The sequence below is a fragment of the Bacillus sp. R45 genome (assembly GCF_021729365.1).
GTDB lineage: Bacteria > Bacillota > Bacilli > Bacillales > Bacillaceae > Bacillus > Bacillus velezensis.
In genome coordinates this window covers 2,584,869-2,598,113 of sequence record NZ_CP091421.1, presented here as the reverse complement: position 1 = coordinate 2,598,113, position 13,245 = coordinate 2,584,869, and the positions used below count along the sequence as shown (strand labels likewise).

The 13,245-nt window shown below is 45.8% G+C and carries 9 protein-coding genes; 7 read left to right on the top strand and 2 right to left on the bottom strand.

The features are described 5' to 3' along the window. Positions 1-26: 26 nt before the first annotated feature. Positions 27-3,188, top strand: a complete 3,162-nt coding sequence (locus tag L3V45_RS12685) for a bifunctional cytochrome P450/NADPH--P450 reductase (RefSeq protein WP_236837024.1) — start codon at positions 27-29, stop codon at positions 3,186-3,188. 149 nt (positions 3,189-3,337) lie between these two features. Here the strand turns inward: L3V45_RS12685 and L3V45_RS12680 are convergent, their stop codons facing one another. Then, positions 3,338-4,546: an MFS transporter gene (locus L3V45_RS12680; RefSeq protein WP_003152792.1), complete on the bottom strand. Its 1,209-nt coding sequence runs from the start codon at positions 4,544-4,546 to the stop codon at positions 3,338-3,340. A gap of 124 nt (positions 4,547-4,670) precedes the next feature. On the opposite strand from L3V45_RS12680, the gene L3V45_RS12675 reads away from it, so the two are divergent. From L3V45_RS12675 to manA, 6 genes are all read left to right on the top strand, one after another. Beyond that, entirely contained in the window at positions 4,671-5,555 is an 885-nt protein-coding gene (locus tag L3V45_RS12675; protein ID WP_003152795.1) for a LysR family transcriptional regulator, read from the top strand. Between the two features lie 67 nt (positions 5,556-5,622). After that, positions 5,623-6,105 (top strand): Cys-tRNA(Pro) deacylase, encoded by a 483-nt coding sequence (gene ybaK / locus L3V45_RS12670; protein ID WP_069013536.1) that lies wholly within the window; start codon positions 5,623-5,625, stop codon positions 6,103-6,105. Between the two features lie 46 nt (positions 6,106-6,151). Next, on the top strand, positions 6,152-7,069 hold the full coding sequence (locus L3V45_RS12665) for an MBL fold metallo-hydrolase (RefSeq protein ID WP_072588437.1): 918 nt from the start codon (positions 6,152-6,154) through the stop codon (positions 7,067-7,069). A gap of 229 nt (positions 7,070-7,298) precedes the next feature. Further along, the gene (locus L3V45_RS12660; RefSeq protein ID WP_236837023.1) at positions 7,299-9,251 is read left to right on the top strand and encodes a mannose transport/utilization transcriptional regulator ManR; all 1,953 of its coding nucleotides are present in this window, start codon (positions 7,299-7,301) and stop codon (positions 9,249-9,251) included. Between the two features lie 152 nt (positions 9,252-9,403). Beyond that, positions 9,404-11,362 carry a fructose-specific PTS transporter subunit EIIC gene (locus L3V45_RS12655; RefSeq protein WP_236837022.1) on the top strand — a complete coding sequence of 653 codons (1,959 nt, stop codon included), beginning with the start codon at positions 9,404-9,406 and terminating at the stop codon, positions 11,360-11,362. A 14-nt stretch (positions 11,363-11,376) separates the two neighbouring features. Further along, a complete protein-coding gene (gene manA / locus L3V45_RS12650; protein WP_003152805.1) occupies positions 11,377-12,324 on the top strand; it encodes a mannose-6-phosphate isomerase, class I in 948 nt (315 codons plus the stop codon). A gap of 85 nt (positions 12,325-12,409) precedes the next feature. Here the strand turns inward: manA and L3V45_RS12645 are convergent, their stop codons facing one another. Then, positions 12,410-13,135 carry a MurR/RpiR family transcriptional regulator gene (locus tag L3V45_RS12645; RefSeq protein ID WP_236837021.1) on the bottom strand — a complete coding sequence of 242 codons (726 nt, stop codon included), beginning with the start codon at positions 13,133-13,135 and terminating at the stop codon, positions 12,410-12,412. Between the last annotated feature and the right edge of the window lie 110 nt (positions 13,136-13,245).

Here is a 13,245-nt window from a genome sequence, read left to right as displayed (position 1 = left end):
TATTCGCCGAAGGAAGGAAGATCGATATGAAACAGCTAAGCGCTATACCGCAGCCGAAAACATACGGACCTCTGAAAAATCTCCCTCACTTGGAAAAAGAAAAACTGTCACAATCGCTCTGGAAAATTGCCGAAGAATACGGCCCGATCTTTCGTTTCGAATTTCCGAGCTCTGTCGGGGTCTTCGTCTCAGGCCGCGAGCTCGCGGCAGAAGTCTGTGATGAAAAGCGATTTGATAAAAACCTCAGCAAAGCCTTGCTGAAAGTCCGTGAGTTTGGCGGTGACGGACTATTTACGAGCTGGACTCACGAAAAGAATTGGCAGAAAGCGCATCGGATTTTATTGCCGAGCTTCAGCCAGAAGGCGATGAAAGGCTATCATTCAATGATGCTTGATATTGCCATGCAGCTCGTGCAGAAGTGGAGCAGATTAAATCCGAATGAAGAAATTGACGTTGCCGAAGATATGACGCGCCTGACGCTAGATACAATCGGCCTGTGCGGATTTCATTACCGCTTTAACAGCTTTTACCGCGACACACAGCATCCTTTTATCACAAGTATGCTTCGCGCGCTGCAGGAGGCAATGCGCCAATCGCAGAGACACAGCCTGCAGGACAAGCTGATGATCAAAACGAGACATCAGTTCCAGCAGGATATTGAAGTGATGAATGAACTCGTAGACCGGATCATAGCTGAGCGGAGGGAAAATCCGGATGAGAATCTGTCTGACCTTTTAGCATTGATGCTTGAAGCGAAAGATCCTGTAACGGGTGAAAGGCTGGATGATGAAAATATCCGTTATCAAATCATTACCTTTTTGATCGCGGGGCATGAAACCACAAGCGGACTGCTTTCATTCGCGATTTACTGCCTGCTGAAAAATAAAGATAAATTGAAAAAAGCCGTTCAGGAAGCCGAGCGGGTGCTGACGGGAGAGACACCTGAATATAAGCAGATTCAGCAGCTGACATATATCCGCATGGTGTTAAACGAGACTTTGCGGCTGTATCCGACTGCCCCGGCATTTTCCCTGTACGCGAAAGAAGATACGGTTCTCGGCGGGAAATATCCGATTGCGAAAGGACAGCCGGTGACGATTCTGACTCCGCAGCTTCACCGGGATAAAAGCGCGTGGGGAGAAGATGCCGAGCTATTCCGTCCGGAAAGGTTCAGCGATCCCGCGGCAATTCCGGCTGATGCCTATAAGCCGTTCGGAAACGGACAGCGCGCATGCATCGGGATGCAGTTTGCCCTGCAGGAAGCGACAATGGTGCTCGGCCTTGTCCTTAAACACTTTGAACTGATTGATCATACTGATTATGAGCTTACGATTAAAGAAGCTTTAACCATTAAGCCCGGTGATTTTAAAATCCGTGTAAAAAACAAGGACGTGTCCAATCATCAGCCCGTACAAAACCATAAAGCTGAAGGCGGCGGTCACAAAGAAGAAATGAAAGAAATCCCGTCCCACGGAACGCCGCTTCTCATTCTTTACGGTTCAAATTTGGGAACTGCGGAAGGAATCGCGGAAGAGCTGGCTGACATCGGCAGAAGCAAAGGATTTTCAACTGAAACCGGCCCGCTTGATGATTATGCCGGGAAACTGCCTGTAAAAGGCGCAGTCGTTATTGTGACGGCTTCTTATAACGGGGCGCCGCCTGATAATGCGGCGGGTTTTGTGAAATGGACGGAAACCCTTGAGGATCAGGAATTAAAGGGTGTTTCTTACGCCGTCTTCGGCTGCGGAGACCGCAACTGGGCCGCCACTTACCAGAGAATCCCCCGCCTGATAGACAAAGTGCTTGAAGAAAAAGGGGCAAAACGGCTGACTTCTATCGGGGAGGGCGACAATGCCGATGATTTTGAGTACAGTCAGGAAGCCTGGGAAGACTCATTCTGGAAGGACATCATGAAGGCTTTTCATATAGAGGCCGCTCCAAAACAGGCAAACAAATCACAGTTATCAATCGAATACGTAAGTGAAGCAGCCGAGACGCCGATTGCCAAAACGTACAAAGCATTTGAGGCGGAAGTCATCACAAACAAAGAGCTTCATACCGAAAGCAGCAAGCGTTCAGTCCGGCATATTGAGCTGCGTCTCCCGAAGACCGAAACGTATCGGGAAGGAGACCATCTCGGGGTGCTTCCGCAAAACAGCGGGGAACTGATCAGCCGTGTCATTCGCCGATTCGGTCTCGACCCAAATCAGCACTTTAAGATCAAGGGCCGGCAGCTGCCTCATCTGCCGATGGACCGGCCGGTTAATGCGCCTGAGCTTTTGGCGTCATATGTAGAGCTGCAGGAACCGGCAACGAGAGCCCAGCTTCGCGAACTTGCCGCCCATACCGTGTGCCCGCCGCACCAAAAAGAATTGGAGCATCTTTATTCTGACGATGCGGCATATAAAGAAAACGTGCTGAAAAAACGAATGACCATGCTGGACCTGCTGGAAGATTATCCGGCTTGTGAACTGCCGTTTGAGCGCTTTTTAGAACTTCTGCCGTCCTTAAAGGCGCGCTATTATTCAATCTCAAGCTCACCGAAGGCAAACAAAAGGGAGCTCAGTATCACGGTCGGCGTTGTGACGGCTCCGGCGTGGAGCGGCCGGGGAGAATACAAGGGCGTGGCTTCGAACTATTTAGCCGGATTACAAAATGGCGATTCTGCCGTCTGTTTCATCCGCTCGCCGCAGTCGGGTTTCGAATTGCCCGAAAATACGAAAACGCCTCTCATTATGATCGGAGCAGGCACCGGAATTGCACCGTTCAGGGGATTTATCCAGGCGCGGGCTGCAGAAAAAATGTCCGGTAACAGCCTGGGCGAAGCTCATTTATACTTCGGCTGCAGACACCCTGAAGAAGACGATCTGTACAAAGATGAATTCGACCATGCGGAGAAAAACGGCCTTGTCACCGTGCATCGGGCGTATTCCAGATTAGATCAGGACTGTAAAGTTTACGTACAGGATGTCCTGCTTCGCGAGGCTGCACAGATTATTGCGCTTCTTGACCAAGGCGGCCATCTCTATATATGCGGAGACGGAAGCAAAATGGCTCCGGCTGTCGAAAATGTACTGCTTCAGGCGTATGAAAAGGTGCATAACACTGATTCAAAAGTTTCCTCGAATTGGCTTGAACAGCTGCAGGTGGAAGGAAGATATGCGAAAGATGTTTGGGCAGGTGTGTAACAGAAGCGTAAGGCAATTGAAGATTGTGTTTTAATTGAAGAAAGCCGGCACGATATTTGAAATCTACTGAATCAAAAGGAATAGTTATAGGGAGTATCGTGCCGGCCTTATCTTTAGTATCGGACAAAAGACACAAATCTTTAATGTTTTTATTGATTTACATGCAGGCGGCTATGTCCCTTTTTTCTGAATTCCGCCACAAATAAAATTGGATAAGACAGCAATAGCAAAACCGAAATAAATGAAATGATACCGATCCAATGAAAATGCGTCCAAAAGAAACCGCCGCAAGACCCGGCCGCGCTTGACCCGATATAGTATGCAAGCAGATATAATGAAGAAGCTTGCGCGCGCTGATCACCGGCTGCTCGGCCGACCCAGGCGCTTGCAATTGAATGTGCGCCGAAAAAGCCGAAGGTAAACACGGCAATGCCCGCAATTTTAAGGGCAAGCTGGGGCAAAAGTGTCACCGCTGCGCCGGCAAGCATAACAAAAATCGCAATCTTAATCATTTTTGCACTTCCGAAAAGATCTGCTTTTTTCCCCATATAGACAGAGCTGAACGTTCCCGCGAGATAGACAATAAAAATAAAACCGATTACAGTCTGTGACAAATGATAAGGAGCCGCCATTAAATGAAAGCCGATATAATTATATAATGTCACAAAACTCCCCATTAATATAAATCCCAGAGATATTAACAAAAGCAGCCGTTTGCGGTGTAGAACCGCTCCGTATTCCTTACATGCCGCTTTTACGCCCGCATGCCGCTGAGATGAATGGCGCGGAGCCGGAAGAAAACGCCAAAACAAATAGCTTAATATAATAGAAAGAATGCCGATAATGGCAAGCGCCGGCCGCCAGCCGAATACATCAGTCAGAAGCCCCGTTAACAGCCTGCCGCTCATTCCCCCGATGCTTGTGCCGCTGATATACAGGCCCATCATTTTCCCGAGGCCCTTCGGATCAAACTCCTCGCCTACATATGTCATAGCGACAGCAGGAACGCCTGCCAGAAAAATACCGAGCAGCCCCCTCATCGCCAAAAGCGCCGGAAAAGCCGGACTGAACGCTGTTAATAGACCTAAAACAGAAGTGGCTGTTAACGACAGCACCATTAATTTTTTTCTGCCGAATCCGTCAGACAACGAAGCAGCGGCCAATAATGAAAATGCCAAAACGGCTGTTGAGATGGATAAAGTTAAGCTGGCAGCCGCAGCGGAAATATGAAACTCTTCCGAAAACAAAGGCATAAGCGGCTGTGTCGTGTAAAGCGTGGCGAATGTCACAAAGCCGCTGATAAACAGAGCCAAGCTGGCCTTTCTGTAAGCCTTTGTATGAGGCTGAATAAACGTCATGAATGTCCCTCTTTTCTCACTGTTGGTTATATATGTATCGTACGCTTTTCATTTCAATGTGTCTAATTTATAATAACTATAGAATTAATGCGTGTAGGTTATGAGGAAAGGAGAGAAGGAGAAAATGGAGCTTCATCAAATTGACAACTTCATTGCGGCGGCAACTCATCAGCATTTCACAAATGCGGCAAAAGAAAGAATGATTTCTCAGCCGGCATTAAGCCGATCGATTATCAGGCTCGAAGAAGAATTAGGCGCGCCGTTATTTTACAGAGAGACAAAAGCCGTCCGGCTGACAAGGCACGGAGAGCAGTTCTTAATAAAAGCAAAACAAGCGAGACGAGCTTTAAATGAAGGCGTTGAACAAGTGAAAAAAAATATGAGCCTGGAACACGGCGAAATATCTGTATCTTTTCTTCATACGCTCGGGCTGCGCTTGATGCCTCAGCTGATTGCCGAATTTAAAAAGCTATACCCAAACGTGACCTTCCGGCTTTATCAAGGCGCAAATGAAACGCTTCGCAAAATGGTGGAAACGGGAGATGCGGATATCTGTCTCAGCTCCCCGCCGCTTCCCAGCGAGCTTTTACAATGGACAGTGCTGGAGAAAGAGCCTCTTTATGCGGTGCTTCCTGAGAACCACCCGCTTGCAGGAAATAAAAGCATTCAAATGAAAGAGATGCAGGACGAGGATTTTGTCGGATTTAAACCGGGATACGGGCTGAGATATATGTTTGATCTGATGTGCCGGGATTTGAATATACACCCGCATCTCGCATTTGAAGGAGAGGAAGTGTCAACCATATTAGGGCTGACCGCCGCGGGTCTGGGGGCTGCAGTGCTGCCGAAAACCGCGGAGCATTCATACTTTCCGGTCGTTTTTCTCCCGGTTGCAGATTACCAATGCGAACGCACCATAGCGTTAGCCCAGTTAAAAAACCATGCTCTCTCTCCCGCTGCTGAGCGTTTTAAACAGTTTGCACTTGATTATTACAAAGCACGCAACTGAGCGGTCATTTTATTAAAATCGAAGTTGAAAATAAAGCAGAAAGAAATACAGAAAACGGAGGAAAACCATGGCGAAAAAAACAGTGAAAACAAATGCTGTCCGTATCATTGAGCAGCAAAACATTCCCTATGAGCTATTAGGTTACAAAACAGAAGGGGAACAGCCCGCAGACGGTCTTTCCGTTTCACAAAAAATCGGATACTCTGCCGAATATGTTTATAAAACCTTAGTGGCATCTGCAGGAACTGATCGTTATTACGTCTTTGTCGTTCCCGTTGCAAAAGAACTGAATCTGAAAAAGGCTGCGAAGGCGGCAGGTGAGAAGAAAATAGAAATGATTGCAATGAAGGACCTTTTGGGAGTGACCGGCTATATACGCGGCGGCTGCTCTCCGATCGGAATGAAAAAAAGGTTTCCTACTTTTATTGATAGATCCGCTGAAACACTGGCGTTTATGATTGTCAGTGCGGGGAAAATCGGAATGCAGCTAAAAGTAGCGCCTCATGATTTAGCCGAAGCAAGCGGGGCGGTATTTACAGACATTGTATAAATGTCCGGTGGATCTAATGGAATACACGTTTCAAGGGAGAATGATAATGAAAAAAAGATATGAAAACTTGAATGGCGTGAAGAATGAACATGGATTCATGGACATGTGGAAATGGATGAAAGAACGAAGAGAAAAAAGTAAAGATTTAAGCGAGAATATTCCGAAAGCGGTCACAAGGGATGTCCGTGATGTTGCCGTCAATCGGACGGAAACCGCCATAACATGGATCGGCCATTCTTCATTTCTGATCCAAATACAGGGGCTTAACATAATGACCGACCCTGTATGGGCGCGGAGGATGGGTTTTCAAAAACGGCTGACAGAGCCGGGATATGAATTGAGCGAACTGCCTGACATTGATGCCGTGCTCATCTCACATGGGCATTATGACCATCTTGATTTTCCGAGTATAAAAAAACTGAGAGGAAACCCGGATTTTTACGTGCCTGCGGGATTGAAAAAGCTGTTCATCAAAAAAGGCCGCAAAAAGGTTCATGAAATGAATTGGTGGGATCGTTTTGAGATGCGGGGGGTGAATATATCATTTGTTCCGGCCCAGCACTGGACCCGGAGAACGCTTTGGGATACCGATACTTCTCATTGGGGAGGCTGGGTCATAGAAAGCGAAAACGGCGAGTCCATCTATTTTGCAGGAGATACAGGCTATTTTGAAGGCTTTAAAGAAATCGGAGAGAGGTTTCGTATTAAGGCGGCTCTGATGCCGATCGGAGCATACGAACCCGAATGGTTTATGAAAGTGTCACATATCAATCCGGAAGACGCCGTGAAAGCTTTTTTAGAGCTGAAGGCTGACAGTTTCATTCCCATGCATTACGGGGCATTCCGGCTTGCTGATGATACAGGCCCGGAAGCATTAAGCAGACTGCACGGCGAGTGGGCCCGGCGTGCATTACCTCCTGAAAACCTGAAAGCATTAGCGCTTGGCGAAACATTTTGGCTGTAACAGCAGGTTTTCGCTGCCGACACCAATCGTTTAAAAACGGTTGGTGTTTTGTTGTCAACCAAAGGTGAACAGCCTCAGTATAAAACATGATTTTTCCGGAATCTGCGGTAAAAAACAAAACTTTTTACTCTTTTGTTTCACTATACAATGAAAACGGTTTCGTATGCGCGGTATATTTAACCTATCACAATTGCTCCAGCAGAAACGGACAGGAAGGATAGAAAAACAGATGAAATACATGAATTCAAGACAGAAAAAGATTTTGTATCTGTTGTTATCTGAACCTGATGACTACTTAGTTGTGCAAGATTTCGCAGACAGGGTCCGCTGTTCTGAAAAAACGATCAGGAATGATTTGAAAACGATTGAAGATTTCCTGAATGAACATGCTCAAGCTCAGCTGATCCGCAAACCGGGATTAGGCGTCTATTTACATATATCTGAACAGGAAAGGTCACGGTTAAGCCGGCATATTTATAATGAGCACTTTACATGCAGGCACAAGACCGATGAAGAAAGAATACTTCACATCGCTTATGATTTATTAATGAATTCAAAGCCCGTTTCCGCAAAAGAAATTGCCGCACAGCATTTTGTAAACAGAGCTTCCATTAAAAAGGATATCAGTGCGGTTGAAGAGTGGCTGAAGCGATTTGATCTCACACTGGTTTCTAAACAGCGGCTCGGCTTAAAGATTGAAGGGGACGAAAAAAACAAAAGAAAAGCATTGGCGCGAATTTCAGATTTGATTGATAATGCGGAGTTTACAAGCCAATTTATAAAAAGTAAGTTTTTAAGTCATGAAGCGGACTTTGTGAGAAAAGAAATCAAGTTATTACAAAAAAACCATTCTATCTATTTTACGGATGAAACATTTGAAAGTTTGCTGCTGCATACATTGCTGACCATCCGCCGTATCAAAATGAAACAGCCGGTCGCCATCTCTGCAAGGCAGCTGGAGGCGGTAAAAAAGAAGAAAGAATATGAATGGACACTGGCTTGTTTAAAACGGCTTGAGCCGGTATTTGCCATCCGGTTTCCCGAGGAAGAAGCCGTCTATTTAACTTTACATATAATAGGCGGGAAAGTCCGCTATCCATTGCAGCAAGAAAAGAAGCTTGATCTTGAAGGTTCTGAGCTTTCCAAAGTCGTCAGGCATTTGATCAATCGTGTTTCAGAACTGAAAATGCTGGATTTTCACAAAGACCAGGAATTGATCAACGGATTGAACATTCATCTCGATCCGGTGTTGAAGCGGCTGAGCTATGATCTCTCTGTTTCAAACCCCATGCTCCACGACATCAAAAAAATGTATCCTTATTTGTTTCATCTTATCATTGACGTTTTAGAAGACATCAATCAAACATTTGATCTTTATATTCCTGAAGAAGAGGCGGCCTATTTGACCCTGCATTTTCAGGCAGCGATCGAACGGCTGCGCCGAAGCAGTCATAACCCTAAAAGGACGATCATCGTCTGCCATATGGGCATTGGCATGTCGCAATTGCTGCAGACTAAAATTGAACGCAAATTTCACCACATTACGATAAAAGACTGTATCGCAAAAGCGGAGCTGACAGAGTATATCAAAAAGCATAAAGATATAGATTTCGTCATTTCTACGATAGGGCTTGGAAATGTAACGATCCCTCATATCGTCGTATCACCGCTTTTGGAACCTGCTGATGAAAAGAAGCTCAGCGCATTTATGCAACAGCTTGATACATCACACCGCCGGGAGCAAAAAACGTTTAAAATGCTGAATGATACGACTCCGTTTCTCGTTTTTTTACAGCAAGAGACAGAGCACCGTTATCAGGTTATTGAACAGCTGGCGCAGGCTTTGTATGAAAAAGGCTATGTAGAAAAAGAGTATGGCATTCATGCAGTAATGAGAGAAAAAATGTCGGCGACAAATATCGGGGCGGGTATTGCCATCCCTCACGCGAACTCTAAATATATCAAACAATCAGCCATTGCAATCGCCACCTTAAAAGAGCCCATTGAGTGGGGAACGGAAAAGGTGTCGCTTGTATTTATGCTTGCCGTCAAACACGAAGATCAAAACAAGGTAAAGCAATTATTCAGTGAGCTTTCCTATCTTAGCGAGCAGCCGGCATTTATTCAAAAACTGACGGAAGAAAAAAATGTGATGACGTTTTTATCGTATTTAAACTATTAAAAGCAGGGAATGGCTCCCTGCTTTTTTTCTGTTTATAGGGAAAAATGCCGTTATTTCCGGAACTTATGGTAAAAAAACACGCTTATCACAGGCTGATTTCAGTATAAAGTTGAGACAAGATCTTGAAATTCAGACTGCAAAGGAGGATTTATATGAAACTGTTAGCGATTACATCATGTCCGAACGGCATTGCCCATACGTATATGGCTGCTGAAAATTTACAAAAAGCAGCCGGCAGATTAGGCGTTGAGATCAAAGTGGAAACCCAGGGCGGAATCGGGGTGGAAAATAGGCTGACCGAAGAGGAAATCCGGGAAGCAGACGCAATCATTATCGCGGCGGACCGTTCGGTGAACAAAGACCGATTCGCGGGAAAAAAGCTGCTGGCCGTCGGGGTTCAGGAAGGCATCCGCAAACCGGAAGAATTAATTCAAAAAGCGCTTAGCGGTGAAGTGCCGGTCTATCAATCTGCTTCAAAAGCTCAAACCGCAAGTCAGCAGGGCAAAAAACAAAACCCGATTTACCGTCATTTAATGAACGGCGTTTCTTTTATGGTTCCTTTCATTGTCGTCGGCGGATTATTGATAGCGGTTGCATTGACGCTTGGAGGAGAAAAAACACCAAAGGGATTAGTCATTCCGGATGCGTCTTTTTGGAAAACGATTGAACAGATCGGCAGCGCTTCTTTTTCATTCATGATCCCGATTTTAGCCGGGTACATCGCGTTCAGCATCGCCGATAAGCCGGGTCTTGTCCCCGGAATGATCGGCGGATATATTGCGGCATCCGGCAGCTTTTACGACAGTGCAAGCGGCGCAGGATTTCTTGGAGGAATCATTGCGGGATTTTTGGCGGGATATGCGGCGCTTGGAATCAAAAAATGTAAAGTTCCTAAAGCAATACAGCCGATTATGCCGATCATTATTATTCCGGTGTTTGCCTCACTGATCGTCGGTTTGGCGTTTGTATTTCTGATCGGCGCCCCCGTCGCTCATATTTTCGCATCATTAACGGTTTGGCTTGCGGGAATGAAAGGCTCGAGCTCAATTCTCCTGGCATTGATTTTAGGAGCGATGATCTCCTTTGATATGGGAGGACCCGTAAACAAGGTGGCCTTTCTATTCGGATCGGCAATGATCGGAGAAGGAAATTATGAAATTATGGGCCCGATTGCCGTTTCCATTTGTATACCGCCGATAGGGCTTGGGATTGCGACGTTTTTAGGAAAAAGAAAATTCGCCGCCGCAGAAAGAGAAATGGGAAAAGCGTCATTTACGATGGGCCTTTTCGGTATCACGGAAGGAGCCATTCCATTTGCGGCCCAAGATCCCCTTCGTGTGATCCCGAGTATTATGGCGGGTTCTATGACCGGCTCGGTGATAGCGATGATCGGCCATGTGGGGGACAGAGTGGCACACGGCGGCCCCATCGTTGCTGTACTTGGAGCAGTAGATCATGTATTGATGTTTTTTATCGCTGTAACAGCAGGCTCTCTTGTCACCGCTCTGTTGGTTAATGTACTGAAGAAAGATATGGCGAAATCCCCCGCGCCCGGTGAGGTGCTGCCGTCTGCCGCACCAAATGAAGCTGCAGCGGCAAAAGAAACAAAGGAACCATCTCAGGCTGACAGCCGAAAAGCCGGGATGACCGAAATCAAAAAACTGACTGACATTATCAGCACGGACTTGATTGAACCGCATTTATCCGGCGAAACGAGGGATGACATTATCGATGAAATGATCGAGAAATTGTCCCGTAAAGGTATGCTTCTGTCTGACAGCGGATTTAAACAGGCCATTTTGAGCCGTGAACAGCAGGGAACCACGGCGATAGGTATGAATATCGCCATTCCGCACGGAAAGTCTGATGCCGTCAGAACGCCGGGTGTCGCATTCGGAATAAGACGTTCGGGTGTTGACTGGAACAGCCTTGATGGTTCTGATGCAAAACTGATTTTTATGATTGCCGTACCGAAGGAAAGCGGCGGAAATCAGCATCTGAAAATATTGCAGATGTTATCCCGAAAACTGATGGATGACAGCTATCGGGAAAGGCTGCTCTCCGTTCAGACAAAAGAAGAGGCGTATGGGCTTCTGGAAGAAATCGAATAAAGCGGGGGATGATCATGTCTACTGAACCGATATTTTTCAATCCGGTTTTCAAAGAAAGAATTTGGGGAGGCGCCGCCCTGCGTGATTTCCACTATAATATTCCGTCCGAGCGGACAGGGGAGTGCTGGGCCTTTGCCGCTCATCAAAATGGACAGAGCACAGTTCGAAACGGCATGTATAAAGGATGTACGCTCGGTGAATTGTGGGAGCATCACAGAGATTTATTCGGAAACCTTGAAGGAGACCGTTTTCCTCTTCTTACAAAAATTTTGGATGCGGACCAAGATCTGTCCGTTCAGGTGCATCCGGATGATGACTTTGCCAAAATGCATGAAAACGGGGAACTTGGAAAAACCGAATGCTGGTATATCATTGATTGTGAAAAAGATGCGGAGATCATTTTCGGCCACAACGCAACAACAAAAGAAGAACTGATATCCATGATTGAGCGCGGAGAATGGGACGGACTTCTGAACAGAGTTAAGGTAAAGCCGGGAGATTTCTTCTTTGTCCCAAGCGGCACCGTTCACGCGATTGGAAAGGGCACACTTATTTTAGAGACGCAGCAAAATTCAGATACGACTTACAGATTGTATGATTACGGAAGAAAAGATGCGGACGGCAGGCTGCGCGAGCTCCATTTGGAAAAAAGTATAGAAGTGACAGACGTTCCATCTGTCCGTGAACGGCCGACCGTTCAATATAAACAAACAGATGATCTGCTGGCAGCTGTTTTAATAGAATGCCCTTATTTTTCAGTCGAAAAGTGGGATGTAAAAGGTGAAGCAAATTTATTCCAGAATCATCCCTTCCTTCTTGTCAGCGTGATCGAAGGAGACGGAATAATAATTGCAGGCGGGCATGAACATCCCTTTAGAAAAGGAGATCACATTCTCCTGCCTTCCGGTTTGGGAGAATATAAACTGGCGGGCCATGCAAAGTGTATTGTGTCTCATCTGTGATCTTCAAAACCCTTCTCTGGCAGCAGAGAAGGGTTTCTCGTTACTTTTACAAAAAGGCCGAAATTTCCGTGGTCCGTTCCTGAATTTAATCTCTCAATTTGTATATCTCCCGAGCCATTGATTCAAGTATGTACATAGCGGGGATTTGGGTGGTGATATTCGCATTTTCAACCCATTCTTCCGTCACGTAATATGAAATATTCACATCGGACATTTTGGCAATGGTTGAATGTTTATGATTTGTAATACTGATGACCCGGCTTCCTTCTTGTTTCAGCTGATTCAGATGAGTCACCGTAGAATCTCCTTCACCTGAAACCGATAATGCGATCGTGATGCTGTTATGGCGGAAATGGGAATGGGCCGGAAAGTAAGGATCTTTAATATACATTGAAAGTTTCTCTAAGCACGAAAAATATCTGGCTCCGTATTCGGCGAGAATTCCTGAACTACCCACTCCGATAAAAATGACGCTTTCTGCATCGGCTGCAAGGGCTGCTGCTTCCTTCAGCTTTTCTTCCATCCCTCCGCTTACTGTTCTTTCAAAAAACTCGGCAACGGAATGATGGGGACTCTTTAAAATCGTTTTTTTATTTGCCTCCGCATACATTTTCAGCTTCACCTTAAACTCCGAAAACCCTTCACAGTTTATTTTTTTGCAGAAACGTAAAATAGAAGCCGTAGATACATGGGTTTCATTTGCCAATTCACGGATTCGCATATAGACGACTTTCTCGCTGTTTTGGGAGATGTAGTTGTATAAAGAAGTTTCAAGCTCGTTAAATGAAGCAATCATTTCGTGTGTGAACATGCAGGGGGATTCTCCTTTTTATGAGAATGGTGAATGTACATCTCATCGTAACATATCATTTTTAAAAGAAACATAGTGTTATTTTTATGTGACAAATCACTTTTTGTGTC